Annotated in this window: 21 protein-coding genes; 10 read left to right on the top strand and 11 right to left on the bottom strand. The window is 34.0% G+C overall.

Annotation, left to right across the window (positions count from 1 at the left end; translation table 11 throughout):
* Window positions 1–34: 34 nt before the first annotated feature.
* The 9 genes from B3C18_RS03075 to B3C18_RS03035 form a co-directional block, all read right to left on the bottom strand.
* Window positions 35–943, bottom strand: a complete 909-nt coding sequence (locus B3C18_RS03075; protein WP_291142198.1) for an alpha/beta fold hydrolase — start codon at window positions 941–943, stop codon at window positions 35–37.
* Window positions 944–1,021: 78 nt separating this feature from the next.
* Entirely contained in the window at window positions 1,022–1,564 is a 543-nt protein-coding gene (locus B3C18_RS03070) for a dihydrofolate reductase family protein (protein ID WP_291142195.1), read from the bottom strand.
* A 66-nt stretch (window positions 1,565–1,630) separates the two neighbouring features.
* Window positions 1,631–1,807, bottom strand: coding sequence for an AraC family transcriptional regulator (locus B3C18_RS03065; protein WP_349680554.1), 177 nt, complete (start codon window positions 1,805–1,807; stop codon window positions 1,631–1,633).
* 26 nt (window positions 1,808–1,833) lie between these two features.
* The gene (locus B3C18_RS03060; RefSeq protein ID WP_291142192.1) at window positions 1,834–2,364 is read right to left on the bottom strand and encodes a DUF6597 domain-containing transcriptional factor; all 531 of its coding nucleotides are present in this window, start codon (window positions 2,362–2,364) and stop codon (window positions 1,834–1,836) included.
* A gap of 47 nt (window positions 2,365–2,411) precedes the next feature.
* On the bottom strand, window positions 2,412–3,212 hold the full coding sequence (locus tag B3C18_RS03055; protein ID WP_291142189.1) for a helix-turn-helix domain-containing protein: 801 nt from the start codon (window positions 3,210–3,212) through the stop codon (window positions 2,412–2,414).
* Window positions 3,213–3,219: 7 nt separating this feature from the next.
* Window positions 3,220–4,356 carry an MBL fold metallo-hydrolase gene (locus B3C18_RS03050; protein ID WP_291142186.1) on the bottom strand — a complete coding sequence of 379 codons (1,137 nt, stop codon included), beginning with the start codon at window positions 4,354–4,356 and terminating at the stop codon, window positions 3,220–3,222.
* 2 nt (window positions 4,357–4,358) lie between these two features.
* Window positions 4,359–5,006: an NAD-dependent epimerase/dehydratase family protein gene (locus B3C18_RS03045; protein WP_291142184.1), complete on the bottom strand. Its 648-nt coding sequence runs from the start codon at window positions 5,004–5,006 to the stop codon at window positions 4,359–4,361.
* Window positions 5,007–5,008: 2 nt separating this feature from the next.
* Window positions 5,009–5,527, bottom strand: coding sequence for a hypothetical protein (locus B3C18_RS03040; RefSeq protein WP_291142182.1), 519 nt, complete (start codon window positions 5,525–5,527; stop codon window positions 5,009–5,011).
* A 6-nt stretch (window positions 5,528–5,533) separates the two neighbouring features.
* Complete coding sequence (locus B3C18_RS03035; RefSeq protein ID WP_291142179.1) at window positions 5,534–6,049, bottom strand: NAD-dependent epimerase/dehydratase family protein; 516 nt, start codon at window positions 6,047–6,049, stop codon at window positions 5,534–5,536.
* A 160-nt stretch (window positions 6,050–6,209) separates the two neighbouring features.
* Between B3C18_RS03035 and B3C18_RS03030 the strand changes: the two genes are divergently transcribed.
* From B3C18_RS03030 to B3C18_RS03010, 5 genes are all read left to right on the top strand, one after another.
* Window positions 6,210–7,133: a helix-turn-helix domain-containing protein gene (locus B3C18_RS03030; protein ID WP_291142176.1), complete on the top strand. Its 924-nt coding sequence runs from the start codon at window positions 6,210–6,212 to the stop codon at window positions 7,131–7,133.
* Between the two features lie 108 nt (window positions 7,134–7,241).
* Window positions 7,242–7,982, top strand: a complete 741-nt coding sequence (locus tag B3C18_RS03025) for an SDR family oxidoreductase (RefSeq protein WP_291142173.1) — start codon at window positions 7,242–7,244, stop codon at window positions 7,980–7,982.
* Window positions 7,983–7,998: 16 nt separating this feature from the next.
* Entirely contained in the window at window positions 7,999–8,469 is a 471-nt protein-coding gene (locus B3C18_RS03020; RefSeq protein WP_291142170.1) for a DUF1097 domain-containing protein, read from the top strand.
* 12 nt (window positions 8,470–8,481) lie between these two features.
* A complete protein-coding gene (locus B3C18_RS03015; protein WP_291142167.1) occupies window positions 8,482–9,234 on the top strand; it encodes an SDR family oxidoreductase in 753 nt (250 codons plus the stop codon).
* Between the two features lie 188 nt (window positions 9,235–9,422).
* Complete coding sequence (locus B3C18_RS03010; RefSeq protein ID WP_291142164.1) at window positions 9,423–13,079, top strand: DUF2339 domain-containing protein; 3,657 nt, start codon at window positions 9,423–9,425, stop codon at window positions 13,077–13,079.
* A 67-nt stretch (window positions 13,080–13,146) separates the two neighbouring features.
* Here the strand turns inward: B3C18_RS03010 and B3C18_RS03005 are convergent, their stop codons facing one another.
* Window positions 13,147–13,404: a hypothetical protein gene (locus B3C18_RS03005; RefSeq protein ID WP_053474453.1), complete on the bottom strand. Its 258-nt coding sequence runs from the start codon at window positions 13,402–13,404 to the stop codon at window positions 13,147–13,149.
* Between the two features lie 165 nt (window positions 13,405–13,569).
* The gene (locus tag B3C18_RS03000; RefSeq protein WP_291142160.1) at window positions 13,570–16,251 is read right to left on the bottom strand and encodes a T9SS type A sorting domain-containing protein; all 2,682 of its coding nucleotides are present in this window, start codon (window positions 16,249–16,251) and stop codon (window positions 13,570–13,572) included.
* 541 nt (window positions 16,252–16,792) lie between these two features.
* On the opposite strand from B3C18_RS03000, the gene B3C18_RS02995 reads away from it, so the two are divergent.
* From B3C18_RS02995 to B3C18_RS02975, 5 genes are all read left to right on the top strand, one after another.
* A complete protein-coding gene (locus B3C18_RS02995) occupies window positions 16,793–18,841 on the top strand; it encodes an alpha-galactosidase (RefSeq protein WP_291142157.1) in 2,049 nt (682 codons plus the stop codon).
* Window positions 18,842–18,851: 10 nt separating this feature from the next.
* The gene (locus B3C18_RS02990) at window positions 18,852–20,822 is read left to right on the top strand and encodes a sialate O-acetylesterase (protein WP_291142154.1); all 1,971 of its coding nucleotides are present in this window, start codon (window positions 18,852–18,854) and stop codon (window positions 20,820–20,822) included.
* A gap of 19 nt (window positions 20,823–20,841) precedes the next feature.
* Window positions 20,842–23,043, top strand: a complete 2,202-nt coding sequence (locus tag B3C18_RS02985; RefSeq protein ID WP_291142151.1) for an alpha-galactosidase — start codon at window positions 20,842–20,844, stop codon at window positions 23,041–23,043.
* Between the two features lie 68 nt (window positions 23,044–23,111).
* On the top strand, window positions 23,112–24,128 hold the full coding sequence (locus B3C18_RS02980; protein WP_291142146.1) for a GntR family transcriptional regulator: 1,017 nt from the start codon (window positions 23,112–23,114) through the stop codon (window positions 24,126–24,128).
* A gap of 3 nt (window positions 24,129–24,131) precedes the next feature.
* Window positions 24,132–25,724, top strand: coding sequence for a solute:sodium symporter family transporter (locus B3C18_RS02975; protein ID WP_291142143.1), 1,593 nt, complete (start codon window positions 24,132–24,134; stop codon window positions 25,722–25,724).
* The last annotated feature ends 76 nt before the right edge of the window (window positions 25,725–25,800 follow it).

Raw genomic sequence — 25,800 nt, 5'->3', positions numbered from 1 at the left:
CTTTCAGTTAAAATTACAAAAAATAGAATTTCATTTAACTGTGGTTTTTTATTTTCTCGCCAATATAGTTCATTGCTTTATCATAGGTTTCTATTCCGTGGCCTACATTTTCGTAAACAATATGTTCTTCTAAATTTTGAAAATGTTTTTTTGCGTTTTCAATTGATTTCTCAAAAGGGAATAATAAATCTTTATCACCTTCTAAAAGATATATTTTATTCGTGACTTCGCTTAGTTGTTTGTCCATATAATACGGTTTTTGCGTATTATCCTTATAACGGCTTATGGCGAAAACTTCATAATCTACCAGCATTTTTTCAGATTGCGGAGATAATTGATGATTTGGTTTTGCGAAAACAGCTTTGTCAAGAAACTTTAAAACATTTTTTGGTTTTGGGCTTAAAATAGGTAAAATGTTATAGTAAAGATTTTTGAAGGTCAGCGAAAATGGCTGAAGACAACCGGGATTCAGTAAAAAGATGCTTTTAACAATTTCAGGATTTATAATTGCCAGCTTTAAAGAAATTAAACCTCCAAAGGAAGCGCCTGCAATAAAAGCTTTTTTAATATTTAGTTTTTCTAAAACCTCATTTGCCCAAACACCGTAATCTAAAGATTTGATTTCTGGAGTTTCTCCGTCGCTTAAATTTGGAAGTCCGTTTGTTTCCACCAAATAAATTTTCATTTTATGGTTTAAATTATCTAAGCCGCGATCAAAATCCCAAATTAAAGATGTTGTTCTTGCACCGGGAAATATGACCAGCGTTTCAAGATTTTCTTCGTTAGTGTTTAATCCCCAGATTTGAGTTTTGCCTAAAGAAGTTGCAATTTCAAGTTTTTCGTAAACTCTTTTATTATTTGTTTCTAATTCTTTAACCCAATTTGCAAAGTATTCTTTGTCTTTAATTTCATCTTTAAAAAAAGATTTTGCTTTGATTTTCATTTTTGATTGATGTCGATTGATTGTGAAATAACGCAATTTGAATATTCATATTCATTTGCATGCGCGAATGTAAATATTTTATTCCGTTATATAAGTCAATTCTACAACACCAGATTTAAAAACTCGGGTATCAATTAGTTTTAATCCAACACGTTCTGATAAATTTTCAAACAAAGGTTTTCCGGAACCTAAAGCAACCGGATGAACAGAAATTTTGTAAACATCAATAAGATTTAAGTTTATAAAGGTCTTGATAAGATTTGCACCGCCATACAGCCAAATATCTTTACCTCCCTGATTTTTTATTTCGGCTACTTTATTAGCAATATCCGAAGAAATGAAAACTGCATTTTCATCATTCCGATTTTGGCTTGAAAAAACAAACTTGTTTTTAGAATGAATACTTTTCCACATTTCTTTTTCGACTTGACTTGTATTGTCGTCCGGTTGAAAATTTCCCCAGGCATCATAACTTACTCTTCCGTAAAACATGGTGTCGATGCTATCGATGAAAGCATCGAAATTCATGTCATCATCCATTATACACCAATCTATTTCTCCGTTTGGACCTTCAATAAATCCGTCTAATGTTACTGCAAGATTTAAAATTATTTTTTTCATGATTTATATATTTATCTGCAAAAATAGAAAGGAGTATTCTTTTCTATTTTGGAAAAATGCGACAAATTAAAGTTCAGATGGTGTAAGGCCGCTGTATTTTTTGATGTTATTGGTAAGGTGTGAATGGTCATAAAAACCGCATTCAAAAGAGATATCAAACAAATTTCGATTTTGATCAGCGTTTTTTATTACGTTTAAAGTATTTTGAAAACGTACAATGTTTGAATATTCTTTTGGAGAAATTCCGATATGAGTTTTAAAATTTCGTTCTAATGTCGTACCGTTGTATAATTCTTTTTAGCAAGTTCATAAACAGGCAGCTGCCCGTTTGAGTTATGGATATCTTCAAGAACAGATTTTAATCCATTGTCTTTTTTTATAATTCGATCACTGTAAAATTGATTGAGATACAATACAGGATTTTTAAGGATTTTGTCAATACTAAAAGAATAGATTTTGTCGAATTCGACAGTATTGTCTATCAATTCGTTTTGCGGTAAGTAATTATAAAAATTTGTAAAAGCAGCAGGTTTCAAAGATACTCCAAACAAATGTGTATTATGGTCAATAAAACTATCCTTAAACGAAGTCATTGCGCCAACTGCATAAGTTTTTTCAGATTCCATAGAAACCAAACCATTGTCTGTAATACAATTGTCTCCCAAATTTAAAACTAATCCTGTACATCCATCCGGAAAGATTCGTTCCCACTGTTTGTCTTGTTCGCTTCCTTTCATTTCCCAAAAGGAATGAATAAAGGGTTCTAACTCTGTACAGGGTTTTGTTTCTTTGTAGTCCATTTGTTTTGTACTGTTTGAAAGTTTCTAAAAAAATTAGGGACTACAAGTTACACTTTCTTCATCGATTTCAAAACATCAGAAGGAGAAAACCCATATTTCTTTTTAAAAGCAAAAGAAAAATGGGAGAGATCTTCAAAGCCAAGATCAAGATAAATGTCAGAAGGTTTTTTGCCTTTCTTTTCCAGTAAAAAATAACCCTCTTTCAGTCTGCGTTGAATGAGCCAGCGGCTTGGCGTATCTGAAAAAATAGAAGCAAAATCACGTTTAAAAGCAGAAATACTTCTTCCGGTTAAATACGCAAAACGTTCCATGCTGATATTAAACTTATAATTTCGGTTCATATAAGCCTCTAAATCTATTTTTTCCGGCGGTGCAAAATCAAATAAAATATCTGTCAGTTGCGGATTTTCTTTTAAAAGAATCAAAAGCAATTCTTCGCGTTTTATATTCGAAAAAGTCTCGTCGATTTCACCGCCATCATTATAATAAGGCATTAAGGAAAGAATAAAATTCGGAACGAGATTGGTTTTCTTCAAAGCAAAAAATGCCGCTTCATCTTCACTTTTTTGAGCTTTGGTTTTATGCTTTGCAGCAAAAGTTTTTAAAAACGCGGTATCAAAAATTACTACGACTTTTTCAAATTCTCCGTCTTGTTTTTGTTTGTTGTATCGTGCGAGATGATTTTTTCGGGCAATGCAATATTCACCGGGTTTTAAGTTGTATTTGCTAACTCCGTCATAACCTTCAATAGCGCCTTTTGCCAGATACAAAAAGAAATGTTCTGCAATAAAATGTTCCGGCGATATTTCGGGACCTATATAACAACTTTTGATTTCTGTATATTTCATAAAGCGTTTATTTTTCAGGATTAGTTTTCCACCATTGTTTGGAAACATTAGGACTATCAAAATTAACGATTTCTCCCATAATAGGCGTAATCAGCGGAATGTGATATTTTTCATTTAAACGGGTGATTTCGTTTAAAGGCTCGTTCCATCTATGTTTTGCCAGTGCAAATTTCGAATTATGAACGGGAACCATACTTTTAGCGTTTAGATCTTTTGCGGCTTGAAGAGTTTCTTCTGGAAGCATATGAATATAATGCCATGCTTTATTATATTGTCCATTTTCCATAATAGCAACATCGATTGGGCCAAATTTCTTTCCAATTTCGGCAAAATGCGTATCGTAACCGCCGTCGCCGCTGTAGAAAACTTTCATTTTTGGAGAACTAATTAAATACGACGCCCACAAAGATTGATTTTGTGTGAATCCACGACCAGATTTATGTCTTGCTGGAAGTGTGTGAATCGTGAAATCTTTTCCAACTGTAATGGAATCGTTCCAGTCTTCTTCTATAATCTTATTTTTAGGATATCCCCAGCGTTCAAAATGCCCGCCAACGCCCAAACCGCAAATTACAGTTTTGACTTTATCTTTTAATGCTAAAACAGTTTCATAATCAAGATGATCGTAATGATCGTGAGAAATCAGCAGATAATCAATTTCGGGTAAATCCTGAACATGATACGAGTTTGTTCCTGCAAAAACAGTTACACTATTTGGAATCGGCGATGCATTATCACTAAAAACGGGATCGATTAAAATTTTCTTTCCGTCAATTTGCAAAAGGGTAGAAGAATGTCCAAACCAAACCAATAAATTCTGATTTGCTGGTAAATGTTTCAAATCTCTTTTTACAGAAGGAATTTTGCCAGTAGGTTCCGTTGGAACTTTTTTATCAAAAAGCTGTTTTCGTATTACGCCCCAAAAAGTATAACCGGGAGCAAATGTTGGCGTGTAAGTATTATTTTGAAATTCACCATTTTTATAATGAGATGATTTCTCAATTCGAGCCATACTTTCTTCTGAAGGTAAACTTCCAAATGTTGCTTTTTGCATGTATAACCATATACTGAAACCAAGAATTAGTATCAGAATTACGAGAACAATCAGTATTCTTTTGATAATTTTTAGGATTCGTTTTTTCATTTTTAGTTCGCGGCTTTTTTAATGTCAATTGCTTCCAGTATTTTTTTAGAGAATCCAAATCGTGCTGTCGAAATCATGGCGCGTCCAATTTCTCTGGTTTCGCAGCCCGTATAAAATAACCCCATAATTGGGTACAAAAATTTGATGTATTTATTAAATCCTTTTAAGTGAATTTGTGTTGGATCGGGTTTCATTAATCCCGGACGGAAATTGTACTGTGCTTTAAAAGACATTTTTTGTAAAGCATTTTCGGTTTTTCCTTTTACACGTGCCCACATTACTTTTCCAGTTTCAGAACTATCTGTATGCGATCCCGAAATAAAATTGAAAAGAAGATTCGGGTTTTGGTTGAGTAAAACTTCTGCAAAATGAATCGTTGTATCGTAAGTAATATAAGTGTATTGCGCTTCGTCAAGTCCTACGCTGCTAATTCCCGCGCAATAAAAACAGGCGTCATAACCGACAAGTTTAGTATCATCGCTTTTCAGCGAAAGAAAATCTGAAACAAGATATTCGGTTAATTTAGGATGCGATTTTCCGCTTGGTTTTCTACCTACATATAATACAGCTTCTATTTGATTATTTTCAAGACATTCTATTAAAACGCCTTCGCCAACCATTCCGGTGGCACCGGTTATAATTACTTTCATCTTTATATTTTAAGAGATTTCCATTTTATTAAACTAATAACTGTTGCCGTTATCGCTTCTTCATTGCTTCTAGGTTTCCAGCCTAATATTGTTTTTGCTTTTTCATTACTAGCATTGCGATAAACGCCAACCAAAGGCAAAATCGCTTTTGCCTGATCGTTAAATAATGCCGTTATACGTATTATAAAGGTAGGCAAAGATTTTGTTGATGCCTTTTCGGTTACATATGGCATTTTTTCTTTCAGCAGTTTTACAATTTCCATTAAAGACATTGTGCCGCCGGATAATGCTAAAAATCGCTGTCCTTTTGCTTCGGGACTTTCCATTGCCAAAATGTGTAATTCGGCAACATCTCTTACGTCGACAATTCCTAATCTGATATCCGGAATTGCTTTCATCGAACCGTCTAGTAATTTTTTGAGTAATTCAAAACCACTCGATAATTCCGGACTTAAGGAAGGGCCAAAAATTCCCATAGGGTTTACTACAGAAAGTTCTAATGCGCCGCCTTCATTTTTCATAAACTCCTAAGCCGCTTGCTCTGCCAGAACTTTAGATTTATTATAAGTCGAAAGTCCTTTTTCGTTAGGATTTGTCCAGCTTTCTTCGGTAATAAGCGAATTTTTATCTTTATGACTGTAGCCGACTGCTCCAAAGTTGGATGTCATTACAACACGTTTTACGCCCGCATCTCTTGCGGCTTTTAGCACACGCAAAGTTCCGTCAACTGCCGGGCGAATCATTTCGTCTTCGTTTTTCGGTAATCTTAAAAATATAGGCGAAGCAATGTGCAAAACGTAATCGCAATCGATCATAGCTTCTGCCCAATTATTATCGTTGGTTAAGTCAGCTTCAATAAATTCTACATCGCTAAAATCTGTAATGCCGCCGTTTTCGAGCATTTCAAAAATCTTCTCTTTGCTTTTTAGCGAGCGAACAGTTGTTCTCACTTTATAACCGCGGTTAAGTAATTGCAAAATACTGTGTATGGCAACAAAACCTGTTCCGCCGGTAACTAATACTTTTTGATTTGATTGTATCATCGATTGTATTTTTATAGGGCAAATTTCAGGAGAAAGCAGAGAAGTTATTTTGTTGAAAAGTCCAAAGTTATTTTGTTGAGAGGTTCAGAATGTTGAAAACGAAACAAATGGGCTTTTCTGAAAAAATCTTATATTCGCTTGAACTTACAAAGAGAAACCAATGTCTAAAGAAATAATTTTATTTAAAAACTTACATGATACCTATAAAAATATGGGACTTCCTGTAAATGAAATTATTGACAATGACGGTTTAACAATCAATAATTTAAAAGATCTGCATCCGATACTACCTTTTAAATCGATTGGATACAGACCGAGTTATTTTTCTTTTTTATTTGTAAAAGATGCCAAAGGAAAATATACTACAGATGATGTTTCTTTTACGACAGAACCGGGAACGGTATATTTTACAAATCCCGGGCATTTCAAATCTTTTGAATGGGATGAGATTACTGATGTTTATTTGATTACGGTTACAGAAAGCTTTTTAAAAGAAAATGTTCATACAGATATCTTCAAAGAATTTCCTTTTTTATTGTCGGAAACAGTTTATCCGAGAAACTTGAATGAAACCGATTTTAAAGAGTTTGAAACGATTTATCTTCAAATGGAAAAAGAATTTGGATCTACATCTTCCATAAAAAACAAAGTAATTGGCAGTTTTCTGGTTATTTTACTTTTGAAGATAAAAGAAGCTTTTTGGAACAATTATAACCCGATTTACGAAGGAAATAAAAGTTCTCAAATTGTAAAAAACTTCAAGAAAAATTTGGAACAGCATTTTAGGGAATTACTGGACGGAAAAACCGATAAACAGCTTCGGGTAAAAGATTATGCTTTGGCACAAAACCTTCATGAAAATTACCTCAACAATGTTATTAAAAGTAAAACGGGAAAATCAGTAAGTAACTGGATTTCTGAAAAACTGATTGCAGAAGCAAAATCACTTTTAATAAATTCTACGCTTTCCATTAAAGAGATTGCCTATAAATTGGGTTTTATAGAAACTTCGCATTTTAGTAATTACTTCAAAAAAAATACTAAAACCTCGCCTGAGGAATATAGAAAGTCGGCAGATTTATAGTATGCTTTGAAATTTGCATTTCAATCTGTAATCTTCGCAACAACTACCTTCCGGTCTATTTGCAATTTTGTACTGTCGATAATGACATAACAAAAATTATAAATAATCATGGAAAATTTAAAAAACAAAGTAGTTTTAATTACAGGTTCATCAAGAGGAATTGGAGCAGCAATTGCATTAAAAGTATCTCAGGCCGGAGCAAAAGTTATTATCAATTATGCAGGAAGTAAAGAACCTGCCGAAAAACTGGCTCAGGAAATCATTTCTAACGGAGGTCAGGCTTTAGCCATTAAAGCAGACGTAAGCAATTCTGCAGAAGTAAAAAATCTTTTTGACGAAAGTATCGCTCATTTTGGAAAAATCGATGTGTTGATTAACAATGCTGGAATTATGATTACCAAATTAATCAAAGATACTACAGATGAAGATTTTGACCGTCACTTTAATATCAACGTTAAGGGAACTTTTAATACGATGCGTGAAGCAGCTACAAAACTGGCTGATAACGGAAGTATTATCAACTTTTCGACTTCTGTAAATCGTATTATGCTTCCGGGTTACGCGACTTATGTAGCCACAAAATCTGCTGTAGAACAATTGACAAGAGTTTTTTCTAAAGAAATTGGTTCAAGAGGTATTAACGTAAACTCAGTTTCGCCTGGACCAACAAACACAGAATTATTCACAAACGGAAAATCGGAAGAAGTGATCGCAAGATTAGCGTCATTATCAGCTTTCAACAGAATTGGAGAAACAGATGATATTGCAAATGTTGTGGTGTTCCTTGCTTCTGATGAGGCAAAATGGGTAAATGCACAGAATATTGGTGTTAACGGCGGAATGGCTTAATCTTAATCTTAAAATTATGAAAACATACTTAAACGCTATAATATTAGGATTGTTTGGCGCTGCCGCGGTTACGGTTTCCTTCATGCTGCAATGGCCAACGTGGACGATGTTCCTGGCTTGGGTTAGTTATTATTTATTCGGAAAATCGATTAAAACCTCAATTCCGGTCTTTGTACAAATAATTTTTGGAATACTGATGGGAGTTGCCATAATGGTTTCGGCGAAATTTTTTGAAACCATAATTGGAGTTGCAGGTTTTCAACTCGCGGTATTTTTATTCATTGGTTCATTGGCTTTTTTATCCAAAATAGAAGGTTTAAAAAGTATTCCGGCTTGGTTTATCGGATTGATAATCATATTCGGAGTACATCCGGAACTTGAATTTGTTGCTATCGTTAGTTTGCTAGTTCCTGTAATTGCAGGATTTACATTTGCCTGGCTCAATGATTCTTCTCTTAAAATCGTATCAAAATCATTCAACAATTAAAATTTACAAATCATGAAAATATTAAATAATAAAGTGGCAGTAATTACAGGTTCTGCCAGAGGTTTAGGAAAAGCTATTGCAGAAAGATATGCATCATTGGGTGCCAATATTGTAATCAATTATTCAAAAGATAAAGCTTCTGCAGATGAAGTAGTGTCAAACATTACGGCGATGGGCGTAAAAGTAATCGCTGTTCAGGCCGACGTAAGTGTAGTTGCCGATATCGAAAGATTGTTTGAAGAGGCCGTTAAAGCTTTTGGGAAAATTGATATTGTTGTTGCGAATGCCGGAATTGAAATGGTAGAAACTCCGGTTGCTGAATTTACAGAATCTCAGTTTGATAAATTATTCTCTATCAATACAAAAGGTGCTTATTTCACGATGCAGCAAGCGGCGAAAAAAGTAGAAAACAATGGAAGAATAATTTATATCGCTTCAAGTACAACAGCTTTTCCAATTCCGGGAATGGCAATTTATGGCGGAAGTAAAACCACGCCAAGATATATGGTCGATGTTTTATCTAAAGAAATTGGGCATAAAGGAATTACGGTTAATACGATTATTCCGTTTGCTGTAGATCATTCCGGAATTTTTGCAGATGAAAACAGTTATCCTGAATTAAGAAAATCATTAATCGACAGCTGCCCAATGGGAAGATTGGCAGAAGTGGAAGATGTAGCCAATATTGCAGAATTTTTTGCAAGTGATTTGTCTTCTTTCGTAAACGGTCAGCATTTGCTTGTAAACGGCGGCGCAAATCAATAATAAACTTTGATTGAGGAATTTTCAAAGTGTTTTAAAAAAAGTCAGGTTTTTTGTTTATCAAAACCTGACTTTTTTATTTTTATTCTAATTACAGACTTAAATCCAAAAATCTATTCTATTTTAGGAAGAAATTTGGCAGAAATTAAATACATGTAAAAATCTACATTCGCCAAGTCAAAATTCAAACTATGGAGTACTTTATACTTTTTATCTTATTTGTCTGTGTTATCGTCTTGTTTAATAGTCTTTCTAAGGTAAAAGAAGAAAACGAACATTTGGATTCTCTTTATAGAAAAAGCAGAGAAGATTACAATTCTTTAAAAAATGAAATTGGTGAGATTAAAAAACAGATCTCCCAATCTGGTTTTACTGTTGCTGATTTACCGCAAAAAAATGAAATTGAAGAAATTCCTGCGCCAGCAGCTGAAGTTTTACCTCCAGTTATTCCGGAACCTGTTAGTAGTTTTGACGATGTTCTTCAAAATGAACAAAATAGGATTAGTGAAGAAGCTTTAGAGAAAATTGCTTTAAGCTTTGATTCACAAGGAATTCCTGTTCACGATACAAACAAAATTGTTGAAGAAAAAGAAACTCCTGCGCCGATAGAAAATATTGAAACGCCGTCAATCCCTGAATTTGAAATACAAACGCAACCTCAGCATAAGGAAGAAGAAGTGTATGTAGAAAGTGCTTTTTCAATTTTTATAAAGAAACTAGAACAACAATTTGCCGAAAACTGGACGGGGATTTTAGGAACCGCCATAATGGTTTTAGGAATTGGTTATTTAAGCATTTATACGGCTTTGAAAGTTTCGCCAATGTTTAGGATTTTAATTCTTTGGCTTTATTCCGGCGTTTTAGTGGGTTCTTATTTCTTTTTAAAGAAAAAAGAAAAATGGTTTAAAACGGGACTTTGGCTTCGCAGTGCCGGAGCAAGTTTGTTTTTGTTTGGATGTTTTGGAGCTTCGCAAATTCCAGCGCTTACTTTTATAGAAAGTATTCCGCTTGCTTATTCACTTATAGGAATTGGGATTGCGATAAATTTATATGTAGGGTATATTATAAAACAGCAGACTTTTTTGTCACTTCACGTGATTTTAAGTATTTTGGTTTTATGCGTTATTCCCGAAAAACTCTTAATTACATTTTTGCTGGCAGCTTTAACCGCGACGGCAGGAATTATTTTATCGTATAAAGAAAAATGGGAATATCATTTATTGATCGTTATTTCGGCCTTTATAATATTTGATATTTGGTTTACACAAGGAGTACATAGTCTCAGTCCGTCACAAAATATATTTGCCATATTGGGTATTATTTTGGTTTCGGTAAGTTGCATGTACATGCAGTACCGTAGCATTTATGCGAATACACGCTTCGACCGAATTGCTTTTATAACACATCTTACCAACTGGATCTTATTTGCTTTGGGTTTAATTTTGCATTCAACCGGAAGCAAAATCAAAATATTTGTTTTGTTTGCTGCAGGAATTCTTTGCCTTTTTGCTGCTCTTTTTGCCAGAAAGAAAAAGATTTTCTGGCTGTATCATTTAGACGGAATGGTTTCATTTTTACTTTTCTCATTAAGTATTATTATGCTTAACGACTGGAAAGTTGGTTTTGATGTTATCGCCTGCGCATTGTACTTTTTGGTTATTACTTGTTTATTTATCGTTTACAAAAGCGGGGAAACTTTACTGCATAAAATATTTTTAGGCCTTAATCATATTTTAGGTTTAATTATTTTTGGTTTCTTTATTGTGCAGGTTAATGCACCTTTTGAGCAAACGAATAACACCAGTACTTTTGTGTCGGTGATTGTTATGACTTTAATTACTTTAATCGTTCCTGTTTTCTGTGCGGTAAAAAAAGAGTTTTTAGAAATTGATTCTTTTATTGTTAAGAAAGATTTGAGCTTAAACGGAATTTTCTCTGTGCTATTTTCAACATTGTTTTTTGTAAGCTGGTATCATACGATCGAAATTTCGTTTTATTATCCTCTTGTATTCCTTGCTTTATTGTGGTGTTTTTTACGATTCAAATTCAAAACCAATACTTTTGATTTAGGAAGATTCGTTTTTTTAAACACAACCATCATTGCAGGTTTAGTATTAATTTTCACAAACCCTAAATCTAATCTAGATCTGGTTTTTGCTTTAGGAATTATTGCTGTAATAACCTTTAACTGGTTTGTGAAATTATTTTATACAAATGAGCATACCATAAAAACCATCGGGATTATTGGTGTAAATGCCTTATTGGTTTTGTTTGCTTATAAATATTTAGCGGGTTATACTATTATTCAGATTTTCGGATTATTTGTTGCAGCGCTGTTAAATCACGAATTTCTTTGGATTCAGTTTAAACGAAAAACGCTTTCTAATGACAATCAAGTGTTGTTGTATCTTTTTTGTCTTGCTTTTTCAATATTCGGAAGCGCGTTGTTTTTATACAATACCCAATTTTTAAATAATACGGAAATTGGTTTAACCGCCGTTGGACTTTCTGTTATAGAAGTTTATATTTTGTTTGCAGATAAAATCAGAAATAAATCGAATGAAGAAATTTCAGACTGGAAAAACTTTGGTACACTAAATTCTGAATTCATTCTTTTTAATGCATTGGTTTTTGGATTCTCTTGTATTCAAATAGATTATATTCCGGTTTATTTAGGAAGTTTAGCGTTGGTCACTTTTTGGATTTTCCAAAAAACCGAAAAAATGAAACGCTATAATATCTATTCTTTTGTACTGTTGATAGGCTGCGTACTTTTAAGTATTTATTTAGCTGTTTTTGATGCAGATAAAGCGTTGAATAAAAATATCCTTTATATCACACAAACAATAAGTGTTTTAATATCTGCCGCTTATAGTTATCTGCAGATGAAGAGTCAGAAAGAACAAGGGAAAATGTTTATTGCAATTTTACCTCTTATTCAAAACTTATGGATAATTGCTTTATTATTTATTCAGGTAGAAATAGTGTATTTGCCTTTACTGTTTATGTTTTTGGCAATCCTTAATTTTGGTTTGATTTTATACAAAAAAATAGAATTGGCTTCAGAATCAATATTGGTTATTGGGCTTTTATCCATTTTAACTTCTGTGTATTACAGCATCAAAGTACTCAATCATTTTACTTTGCAGGATTGGGTTTTACAACTTTCGGCAATAGTATTATTGATTGTTTTAGTTTTCCTGACAAAGAAAAAAGAGTTCATTAAATCCTTGCAGCTAGATTATCAAATAGCTATAAATATCTGGCTTTCTATTATTATGTTTTCACAGCTGGAACACAAATGGCTTCCTGTATTTTGGGCATCGACAGCTATTGTGAATTTATTGCTTTATTATAAAAAAATAGGGAACAAAAAAGAAATCAGCATTGTTTACTATTTGCTGGCTAACTTTCATTTGGCTTTTGTAAGTTTCAATTATTTCGAAGCTAAATTTGAATTTGTTTATCTGATCATATTTGCTTTGCTTGCCTTATATATCTTCATCATTTACAAATACATCGAAGACTTCAAACTAAGAAATAGTATTATTATTTACCCGGCTACTTTTAGCATTGGATTGTTTTTATTTCTTTCGTTTGATAAAGGAATCTTGACCTTCTTCTGGATTTTAGAATCTTTAGGATTACTGATACTCGGAATTATCCTCAAAGAAAAATACTTCCGTTACGTTTCACTTTCCTTAGTTGGAGTCTGTGTAATTCGATTAATGTTTTTCGATTTATCAAATGCCGATTTCCTAATAAGAGCATTAGTTTTATTGGGCGTTGGTGTAGTACTTTTAGTAATGAATACTTTATTTAAAAAATATAAAGAACGATTTGATTAAAAATAATACTAAAAAGAAGCCCTTAAATATTTCTATTTAAGGGCTTCTTTTTTTATAGGGAATTTATTTATTCTTCGTTTTCTAAATTATCAACAGCCGAAATCTGATCCAGAATATTAGTTTGATTTGGCGAAATGTAATTTTTATTTTCAGGAGGAGTTTCTTTCTTAAACAGAAGATCTAATGCATGGTAAAGTTTCAATAAAACATCTTTGTCTTCTTTTGCAATATCTAAGGCAGTATTAAAATTAAAAACATAATTATTCGAATTGCGTACTTCTACTTTTATCGTTTTTGATGTAATTTTAAATTTAACTATGTCCATATTATTTCTAAGTTGCTTAATGAAATTGCAAAGTTATTGTAATTAATTGTATAAATAAAAATATGGATAATTTAAAATAACAAGTTGAGGTTCTGTTTTGCAGAAATAAAAAATCCCGATTCTCATTTTGAAGTGAAAATCGGGATTTTTTTAAGAAGCAACAATTTATTTTTTCACAAACTTAAAGTTCTGCACCTTATTATCTGCCGATGAAACTTTTACCACATAAACCCCTTTTGCAAGATTGTTTACCGGAATTTCAGAACTAATCATATCTTCAGCAACAAGAGAAGTTTTTGATACTTCTTTACCTGATATATCGTAAACCGAAATAACAGCAGGTCCGCTAATCGTGTGATCAAATTTTATCCTGAAAGTTGTTGAAGCAGGGTTAGGAAAAATATAGTTTGTAGCAGCAATTCCCCAGTTAAAGTCAGGAGTGCTCAAAATTGGACCGTCGTAAAGAGCATACAAAGCGGCATCAGCCTGAGGAAGCTGCGCACTTAAAGTTCCTTGCGCAGTGCTTACTGTCCCGGAATACAGTTCTTTAACGTTGTAAGTTCCAGAACCTAAACCAATTCGGCTTAAACTAATGTTATTAGTTGTTGCAGCATTACTGTAATTAAATACGGCAACATAAGTAACATTGTTATGTGTTGCATAGAAAACAGTTGCCGCGCTGTTTCCAGTATTACCATCAGACGGAATAAAGTGCATATCGTTTCGGGCCGCATCCATAACATCATCATTTTGTAAAAGATTCTGTCCTGTAGCTTTCCAAGTACCCGCAACAGAGAAATCGTCACCGCTTGTAATAGCTCCCGTTACCACGCTGCTCAATAATCGCGCGCGATTTTGTCCAATAGAAACATTGCCAAACACAACATTATCAGCATCCAGATAATCATAAATCTGGTTTTGCCACCAGCCATAAGTAGTACTGTTTAAAGTATAATCAGTATCGCTGATACTGCTGTATGCATCACAAGCGATACGGCGTATATGCGCAAATGGGCCAGTTGCCAAATTAGGAGAAATAGCAGCCTCAACCAGCATTGTTCCGTTAATTTCATCCACTAAATATTTCATACCTTCCTGATACGCTTCCATACCCGTGTGAATTTGATAATTTGTAAAACTGTCGGCTTCGATACTCGCGTGAGTCAAAAAGTCGATTTTAACCATTTCAAATCCAGCCGCTTTAAAACGATTAACAAAATATTTTATTCTGGCTTTAGTTCCCGGACTTGTCGGGTCCATTGCATACGCGCCATCCAGTTCAAGCGGACTTCCGTTAACCATTGTCCAGCATTGGTTATAACTGTACGAACTTCCTTCTACCTGACGGTTGTATTTACCCCAGTCCACAAATGGAGCCCAGTAAATTCCCGCTTTAAATCCTTTGCTTTTTGCATAGGTAACAAACTGTGCAAGCTGCGCATCCGTCATATTATCCCAATACGAATCAAGATCTATAAATAAAGTATTGTCTTGCGTTTTAAATGCAGGGCAATCATCATGAAAATAGTCTACTACAGCCTTAACTTTAGTTAAATTGATATTAGTCTGCATCGCGCCCCAGCTATTCCAGCCAATAGGTTTTGGAGCCGTCCAGTCAAAAATGTATTTTGGCTGCAGTGCGGCATTTGCCTGAGCAAATTCTTCGAAACCTGTTCTCCAGTCGTCACCGGCATTTAGCATTACTTTAGGCGAAGGACAGCTAGTTTGACCTACATTTACCCAGCCATGACCACGTTTATCTCTTGTAATCTCTTGTTTTGTCCATCCTGCAATAACCGAAACATAGGCAGATGATGCACCGCCGCCACTTACCGTAATACCTGTTTTCCATTTTGTATGTTCAAGAGAACCAATAACCAAACCTTTACGATTGGTATTATTGTAAATATTCGTAACCTCAGATGCCGTAAAATCTGCAGAGTTTAAAGTATAAGCATTATAGCGAATCCATGCGTCATTATCATAAGGAACAAATACAGCTCTTGTATCGCCCGTACCAAAATTCGGCGTTACCTGATAACTCGTTAAAGGAGACATTCTATAGCAGTTAGAACCGTTTCCAGTAAGTACAACTTGTACCGCTACATATTCTTTATTAGTATACGTATAAAATATTTGCTGCATACCTAAAGTATAATTACCGCTTAACGTAAAAATATGCTTTGTTCCGCTGCCAATATTATCTGTAAATGGTGCTGATGAATAAACAGCTGTAGCAAAATTACTGCTCAAATACTGCTGGTCACTATTTGCGTAAGCAGAAGCATTTGTAATTACCGTAGCTCCATTAAACTTTACACTATACGTTTTAGTAGCTAAATTGTAAACAATACTATTATTTGTACCAAAAGCAATAGTTTGAAGACTCGAAGAACTAAGAGGCGTTAAAACAAACTTATCTAAATTAGGAGCCCATGAAATTGTATTATCCCAAAGCAGCGTTGTGGTTCCGCTGTTTAGGTATACACTTAAGTTTTTAGAAGCTGCAGTACTCCATCCTCCGCTTGGATCACACGGAATAGATATCGTTGTTGCCGAACCAGCGGTTAATCGAATGGTACGCGGATCTCCGGTACAATAAAATAATTGAAGATTGTACCAGCCGGCAGCCGAAACTGTAACGTTAGTCGATACACTGCTGTTGCCTCCCAAATTGCCGACAATTTTGCCGGAACAGGAATCGCAGTTTTGTATGTCAGCGCTATTAGTACGTGTACCGTTTTCAAACTCATAAGTCTGAGCTGAAGTATATAACGCTATAAAGAGCATTGTAGTGGTAAACAATGCCTTAATTAATAATCTTTGTTTTGTAATTTTTTCTTGCATAATAATTTTGGTTTAGACAGTTAGAATGCAGTACTATACTATACTGTGCTACAATGATAAGAAAAATAATAATATAATGTTAAAAATTTGAGGGATTTTATTTTTGAAGCTGCCAGAATTATGTTTTTCGTTTTTAAATAATCTTTAAAATATTTATGAATAAATTGAATAATCAATTAGGCGAAAAATGGAAAAGAAGCATTAAAGTTGGATTATTTTGAGCAAAGACAAGACTAATATTATAGATATTAATTGTCTTGTTTTTTGAAATTATTTGAAAAAATTGTAAAATTTACAATTATTCAGGAAATAAAAATTTCGTTTGACTGCGTTAGCGACAAATTGAATACATTAGTAGCTATATGCTTTATTTTTAAGGAGAAAACAAGATTTAAAGACTAGTTTTTTAATCGTATAAATTATTTTTTAATGCCTTTTGAATGGAAGATTTAATGAAATATTTTTTGAAGTGCTTGCGAAATAAATTTTAATTTGTATCATTGTAGTATAGAATAGTATAATAATCAAAAATAACCATTTAATGAAACCCAATTTTTTTCTATTCAAAAAAATGTTTTTGTCCATTTTGTTTGTGGCATTTTTCTTTAATTCGGCATTAGCCCAAAAAAGCATTAAAATGACTTTTGGGAAAAACGGAATCATAACTTATGATGCAAAACAAAAAACAATTGCCGTAAGCCAATCCGGAAAAACTATTTTTTCAGATGCGAAAACTTCAGTTATTGTGAATGGTAAAACAATTTCGGTTAATGATTATTCAGAAGCTGTTTTATCAAAAGAAACTATTAATGATAATTTAGGAAAGGGAACAAAATATACGCTTACTTATACGGATAAAAACAATCCAACCCTAATCCAAAACTTCTATACTTATAACAATCAGTCCTATTTTATAACTCAAATAGAAATTTTAGGCAATGGTCAGCAAATCGCAACCAATTATATTTCGCCGTTAGATTTAGGAAAAATCACTTTTGATAAAATAGAGAATTTACAAACCGTTTTTGTTCCTTATGATAATGATGCTTTTATCAGCTACAATTCAAAAAAGTTAGATACGATTTCGAATAATACAAGTGCCGAAGTTGGAATTTTATTCAATAATACTTCCAGAAATGGTTTTATAATAGGTTCTCTTGAACACACCGTTTGGAAAAGTGCCGTAAAAACTACCAATAAAAAACCGACAGCTTTATTTTCTGCATGGGCAGGATATGCTGAAAAAGAAGTTACGCGCGACAGCATCGTACACGGAATCGTAAAAGGCAATAAAGTTTTATCTCCAAAATTCTTTGTGGGTTATTATTCAGATTGGAGAAATGGTATGGAAGAATATGGTAAAACTAATCGCATTGTAGAAAAACCTTATGTTTTTGAGTGGGACAAACCAACTCCCGTAGGATGGAACAGCTGGGGCGTTTTGATGGAGAAAATTAATTTTGAAAACACTACAAAAGTTGCAGACTTTTTTGCAAAAGAAATTCCGCAGTTTAGAGTAGGTAATACAGCTTATATCGATTTGGATTCTTTTTGGGACAATATGGTTAAAGGCGGTTTTACGGGAGATTTCAGCAAATTAAAAGAATTCGCAGATTATTGTAAAAGCAAAGGTTTAGAACCGGGAGCTTACTGGGCGCCTTTTACAGATTGGGGATGGAAAGACGGACCCAACCGCAAAGCTGAAGGAAGTGATTATACTTTTGGAGAAATGTGGACGAAAACCGGAAACACGTATTTTGATTTTGACGGTGCCAGGGCGATTGATCCGACACATCCGGGAACGCTAAAACGTGTTGATTATGTAATTAATAAACTAAAAGCGTGCGGTTTTAAAATGATTAAAATTGACTTTTTAGGTCATGCTGCCGCAGAATCTACTTCGTTTTACGATAAAAATGTTACTACAGGAATGCAGGCTTACAAAGTGGGAATGGAACATTTGGTAAATGCATTAGACGGACAAATGCTTATTTATGCTGCTATTTCCCCAAACATGGCAACATCTCGTTATGCCCACGTCCGTCGTATTGCATGCGATGCCTGGAAAACAATCGAACATACCCAATACACGCTGAATAGTGTAAATTATGGCTGGTGGCAGACTTATTCGTATGATTATATAGATGCCGATCATGTGGTTTTTGCAGATGTAACAGAAGGAGAGAACCGCGCCAGATTAATCTCGGCAGTTATTACAGGAACTTTAATAACCGGAGACGATTATAGTAAAGATGGAATTTGGAGCGTACGTGCAAAAGAATGGCTTCAGAATAAAGAATTACTAAAAATTGTTGCTCACGGAGTAGCTTTTCGTCCGCTAGAAGGAAATACAGGAAAACATACGTCTGAAGTTTTCGAACAAAAAATAGGAAACGATTGGTATATAGCGGTTTTAAATTATGGTAGTACACCTAAAAATTATTCACTTCCTCTGGAAAGATTGGGCGTGAAAAAGGGTAATTATCAACTGCAGAATCTTTTTACAAATCAAAATACTAATGTAAAAAATAATGTAAATGTAAGTCTTGGTTCCAAAGATGCTCATTTATACAAAATCATAAATCGTTAATTGAAGGTATATGAAAAGACATTTTTTTAAGAAAACCATTTTAGTTGTATCGTTGTTGATACTTTCATCAAATGCTGTAAAAGCTGCGGTAACACTACCTTCTTTTTTTACAGACAATATGGTATTGCAGCAAAAAAGCGCAGTTCCGTTTTGGGGAGAAAGCAATAAACAATCCGTATCGATTACAACTTCTTGGGATAAAAAAGCATATAAAACCAATGTGGTAAATGGCAAATGGAATGTGGTTTTAAAAACGCCTGTTTACGGCGGACCTTATTCTATTACCATAAATGACGGAGATGTAAAAACACTTCAAAATATTTTAATTGGTGAAGTCTGGCTGTGTTCCGGACAAAGTAATATGGAAATGCCTCTAGAAGGATGGGGAAAAATCGATCATTATAAAGAAGAAATACAAAACGCTGATTATCCGCAAATACGATTATTACAAGCTGAACATATCGAAAGTACTTTACCATTAAATACATTAAAAGTACAGCACGACGGATGGAATGTATGCAGTCCAAAAACGATAGTTGATTTTAGTGCGACAGCTTATTTTTTTGCCAGAAAGATTTACAAAGAAAAAAAGATTCCGATAGGATTAATTCATTCTTCGTGGGGAGGAACACTTATTGAAGCCTGGACAAGTTCTGGAGCGTTAAGCACAATTCACGATTTTGATACCGAAATCGAAGCCATGAAATCTGAAACGAACAGAGAAGCTTTGCAGCAAAAATACAATGCTGATTTGGCTGTTTGGGAAAAGCAGGTTGCTAATGCTGATAAAGGCATGCAGCAGGAAAAAGCAATTTGGGCAACAGAAAACTTTGATGATTCGTCTTGGAAAACCATGAAACTGCCTTCTTTTTTTGACAGCAACGGATTAGCCAATTTTGATGGAATAATCTGGTTTAGAAAAAAGTTTACAATCTCTGATAATACTAAAGATTTTAACCTGAGTTATTATGCCGATGATGATGATGTACTTTGGATTAATGGAAATTATGTTGGCGAAACCAAAGGTTATAATGTAGAACGTCATTATACAATTCCGGCTAATTTTTTGAAAAAAGGAGAAAACACAATTACAATCAGAGTTTTTGACGGAGCAGGAAACGGAGGAGTTTATGCCGATGAAAAAATCACTTTAAAATCTGAAAATGAAACCCTTTCATTAGCTGGTGACTGGAAATATAATATTGGTGCAGACAGTAAAGATTTACCTGCAAAACCCTATTTGGCACAAGGACAAAACAGACCAAGTGCGATTTATAATGCCATGATTGCGCCTTTGTTAGATTATAAAATAAAAGGAGTAATCTGGTATCAGGGAGAAAGCAATGCAGAAAGAGCTTTTCAATATCAAAAATTATTGCCGCTGCTCATAAACGACTGGAGAGATAAATTTAAAGATAAAAATCTTCCGTTTTTATTTGTTCAGTTAGCCAATTATAAACAACAAAAACAACAGCCGGATAATTCAGATTGGGCAGAGTTAAGAGAAGCACAATTCATGGCTTTAAAACTGCCTAATACCGGAATGGCTGTAACAACCGATATTGGAAATGGAGAAGACATTCATCCAAAAAACAAACAAGATGTAGGTGGACGTTTGGCAAATATTGCTTTAGCAAAAGTTTATAATACCAAAATTGATTATTCGGGACCGCTTTATAAATCGTACACCGTTAAAGCAAATGTGATTACGATCGATTTTGATTTTAATGAAAATATAAAAGCGAAAGACAATCTTCTAAAAGGATTTTCAATTGCAGGAGCAGACCAAAAATTTCATTGGGCAGAAGCCAAAATTATCAACGGAAAAGTAGAAGTATATGCGCAGGAAGTCCCAAATCCGGTTGCAGTGCGATACAATTGGGCAGACAATCCAAACGGAAATTTAACCAATGCTTCAGGATTACCGGCATCCTCTTTTAGAACAGATACTTGGGAAGGAATTACACAAAAAAAGAAATAAGAAAATAACACATAATAAAATGAAAAAACAATTTACAACTTTAAGGCAGTCTTTTGCGATAGCATTTTTTATTCTCTCGAGTTATTGTTCAATAACTGCACAGCAGATTATTACAGTAAAAACAAAAAGCAACGCATTGGTTTTACAAGTAACTCCCGGGAAAGAAGTAAACACTATTTACTTAGGAGAAAGACTGGCAAACGATTCAGAATACACAAAAATACAAGCTCAGTTTCGTCAGGGAACAGATTACTCTGGTATTTATAATGCAGCTTATACGGCATCGGGATCTAAAAATTTGTTAGAACCAGCTATTACCGTAACACACGCTGACGGAAATACTTCGCTTGATTTGTTATACGTAAGTCATGAAACAAACAAAATTAGTACAGGAGTTTTTCAAACTGATATTACACTAAAAGATCCTGTTTATCCGGTTGAGGTTCATTTGTTTATTCAGTCTTATTTTGATAATGATGTAATTGAGCAGTGGACAACCATTCAGCATAACGAAAAAGCAAGTATTACTTTGAATAAATACGCTTCGGCTAATTTATATCTTAAAGGATATAATAACTTTTACCTGAACCAATATCATGGTGACTGGGCAAAAGAAATGCAGCCCGAAGAAACAAAGTTAACGCACGGAATTAAAGTGTTAGATTCTAAATTAGGTTCTCGTGCTAATTTATTTCAGCCATCGGTATTTATGGTTTCTTTAGATAAACCAGCTTCAGAAGATGAAGGAAAAGTTTTGTTTGCAGGTTTAGAATGGTCAGGAAATTTTAGAACCGATTTAGAATTAGATCCTTTAAATAATCTTCGTGTAATTTCAGGAATTAATAATGCAGCGGCGGCTTATAAACTGGCTAAAAGTGAAGTGTTTACAACGCCTAAATTTTGGTACACTTTATCATCAAAAGGAAAAGGAACTGCAAGCCGTAATTTACACGATTGGTCAAGAAGTCATAAAATCCTTGACGGAAAAGGAGATCGTTTAACTTTATTGAATAACTGGGAAGCGACTTATTTTAATTTTGACGAAGAAAAACTAAAAGTACTTATTGCTGATAGTAAAAAACTGGGCGTTGATATGTTTTTGTTAGATGACGGATGGTTCGGAAATACGTATCCACGTAATAATGATGATGCGGCTTTAGGAGATTGGGACGTGAATAAAAAGAAGCTTCCAAACGGAATTGGAACTTTAGTAAAAACAGCGAAAAACAATCAGGTAAAATTCGGAATCTGGATTGAGCCAGAAATGGTAAATCCGGCGAGTGATTTGTATAAAAAACATCCGGAATGGGTAATCAAACAACCCGGAAGAGCAGAGCATTATTTCCGTAATCAATTGGTTTTAGATTTATCAAATCCAAAAGTTCAGGATTTTGTTTATGGAGTTGTTGATAATCTTTTTACTCAAAATCCAGAATTGGCTTATATCAAATGGGATTGTAATGCAGTGATTTATAACGCATATTCAAGTAATTTAAAGGACAATCAGAATAATTTTTATACGGATTATGTAAACGGACTTTATAAAGTTTTAGAACGTATTCGTGTAAAATATCCAAAAGTGCCAATGATGCTTTGTTCTGGCGGCGGCGGAAGAGTTGATTACGGAGCTTTAAAATACTTTACTGAATTCTGGCCAAGTGATAATACAGATCCTTTAGAGCGTGTATACATGCAATGGGAATACTCATATTTTTATCCAGCTCTTACTATTGCAGCGCACGTTACAGACTGGGGTAAACAATCTATAAAATACCGTACAGATGTTGCCATGATGGGAAGATTAGGTTTTGATATTGTGGTAAAAGATTTAAACGAAAAAGATTTAGCATTTACACAGCAAGCCATCAAAAACTACAATGCATTAAGCGGAACAATCTGGCAGGGAGATCAATATCGTCTGCAAAATCCGTGGGGCAATGATGCGGCATCGGTAATGTTTGTGAACAAAAACGGAAACGAAGCAGTAATGTTTAGTTATTCGGTTAATTCAAGATATGAAGCCGGAACACATCTTCCTATAAAATTAAAAGGATTACAAGCAGGACAAAACTACAAAGTAGAAGAAATCAATGTGTATCCTGATAAAAAAGCTTCTGTAGAAACAGCAGTTTATTCTGGAGATTTTTTAATGCAGGTTGGAATTAATCCAAATGTAACAGTATCAAATAACAGCGTTGTTTTAAAAATCACGAAGGCCTAAAATAAATTTCAAACATTAGTATATATTTGTACTATATATTTTCTAAATAAATACCTATTAAAACGTTTATGAAGCAAATTATTCAACAGATAAAAAACCTTGAATCAATTAATTCCCTATCCAAACACGAGCAGCTGGTTCAGGGAATAATTAATGCCATTGATGAAAAGGTAGTAACAAAAGGTGATCTGCTTCCATCTGTAAATACTTTTATAAGCGAATTGGGTTTTGCAAGAGAAACTATTGCCAAAGCTTATAAAGAACTTGTTCACAGAGGAATTATCGAATCAAAAAACCGACTTGGATATTTCGTTGCTACAAACGATGTAAAACAAGAGTTGAAAGTGGCATTGCTAATATTTGCATTTGATATTTTTCAGGAAACGTTTTATGAAAATTTCAGAAAAGGGCTTGGTAAAAATGTGCAATTGGACATCTTTTTCCATCACAATAATTTTGATACGTTCGAAAATATTATTCAAAGTATAAAAGGAAAATACGGAATGTTTGTTATCGCTCCGATTCCGAATAAAAAAACACCCGATGTTTTAAAACAGCTGCCAACCAACAGAGTATTGCTGGTAGACCGTTTTATAGAAACAGATGAAGATTACAATTATGTTGCACAAGAGTTTGGAGATTCGTCTTACAACGCTTTTGTGCAGCTTAAAGATAAAATTAAAAAGTATGATGAGCTTGTTTTCTTCTTCAAGCCATCGTCTGCAGAGCCTAATGAAATTTTAAATTCCTTTCAAAGATTCATGAAGGATTATGATATCAAAGGAGTTATAAAAGAAGAATATACAGCAGGTTCTCTGGAAAAAGGAAAAGTATATTTTACGATTCACAATCTGGAACTTTGGGAAATGCTGAAGGACTCTAAAATAAAAGGGCTTAAGATTGGTACAGACATTGGTTTTATCTCGCACAATGATGATATTGTAAAAGAAATCATTTTTGACGGCGTAACTACATTTTCTACAGATTTCTCTGAAATGGGGAAAAAGGCTGCTGATTTTGTGTTGAACAGAAAAAAGACACAAGTGATTATCCCGACAATTCTTATTGATAGAAATTCGTTGTAATTTATGAATGTTTTATCCATTGTTAGTTTTTTACTGATTACAGGTTTAGTCGCTGTTATTTCGGCGATAAAAACGCGAAAAAGAAAGGTACAAACCACAAGCGGACTTTTTTTTGCAGATCATAACAATAACTTTTTTATAGTTGGAGGCGCTTTATTGCTCAGCAATATAAGCGCCAACCAGTTTATAGGCGAAAACGAATCCATCTACACTAACAACATGAGCGTTATGGCTTGGGGCGTAAGTTCTGTGCTTGCCATGCTGCTTGTTGCCGAGTTTTTCCTGCCTATTTATTTTCGTACGGGCGCTATGACAATTCCCGATTATCTGGGAAAACGGTATGATGATTCGACTAAAAAACTCGTATCGATTATATTTTTATGCAGTTATATTGTCAATTTACTTCCGGCAGTATTATACGGCGGTGCGGTTGCCCTAACCGGAATGTTCAATTTTTTATATCCTTTAGAATTAACATACTGGCAGAATATATGGGTTATGGTTTGGCTTATAGGCCTGACAGGCTGCGCTTATTCGGTTTTAGGAGGTTTACGTGCTATCTCTATTAGTGACACGGTTTTAAGTGTTGGCTTACTGACTATTGGTATTGCTTTTCCTTACTTCGGATTTAAATTTTTAGGAAACGGAGACTGGTTTAAAGGACTTCATATTTTGCTTTCGCAGCATAAAGAACATTTGAACTCTATTGGAGGACCGCAGGATGAAATTCCGTTAAGTACCATTTTTACAGGGATGTTTATTATGAATCTGTATTATTGGGGAATGGAGCAGTTTATTGTACAGCAGGCGCTTTCAGCAAAAAGTTTATCACACAGTCAAAAAGGAATGGGACTTGCCTGTTTAGGAAAACTATTATGTCCTTTTATCATTAATATTCCCGGATTAGTTGGGGTTCATCTTTACCAAGATCTCGAAAATACAGCCGAAGTTTTTCCGCTTGTAGTAAAAGATACATTGCCTGGCGTTATGATCGGTTTAACAGCTGCAGTTGTTTTGGGAGCAGCAATAAGTACTTTTAATGCAGGACTCAACAGCAGCAGTACGTTGTTTGTGCTAAATCTTTATAAACCGTGGCTAGAGAAAAAAAATAAAGAAGTAACCGAGAAACATTTGGTTTATACCGGACGTAAATTTGAGATCATTGTATCGGCTTTAGCCATGTTTTCGGCTCCGTTTATATTGTTTAGCAAAGCTGGTTTTTATACTTATTTACAGCAATTGAGCGGTATGTTCTGTCTGCCTATTTTTACTATTATTCTGATTGGTTTTGTATTCAAAAAAGTACCACCGCAGGCCGCAAAAATGGGAATGATATTTTTTATTTTAGGTTATATTACTTTTAACTACATACTCGATATTAAATTACATTACCTGCACATGCTGGCGCTTTTATTTGTGCTTACTTCTGTATGCATGCTGCTGGTTTCTAAGTTTTATCCGAAATATAATTATGTTGAAATAAAACTCGAATCGGTTGAATTATCGCCTTGGAAAAACCGTTATTGGTATTTTACGGCTTTAATAATTGGTATGGTGAGTATTTTTGTTTTGTTCTCGAAATGGGGAATAGCTTAGTTTTTTAGTTTCTGAGATTCTGACATGCTAAGTTTTAGAGACAAAGATTTTAATGTAGAGACGCACAGCAGTGCGT

The organism is Flavobacterium sp. UBA7680 (genome assembly GCF_002482975.1).
Taxonomy (GTDB): Bacteria; Bacteroidota; Bacteroidia; order Flavobacteriales; family Flavobacteriaceae; genus Flavobacterium.
The sequence above is the reverse complement of the archived record's forward strand: the minus strand, read 5'-3'. Positions and strand labels throughout refer to the sequence as shown.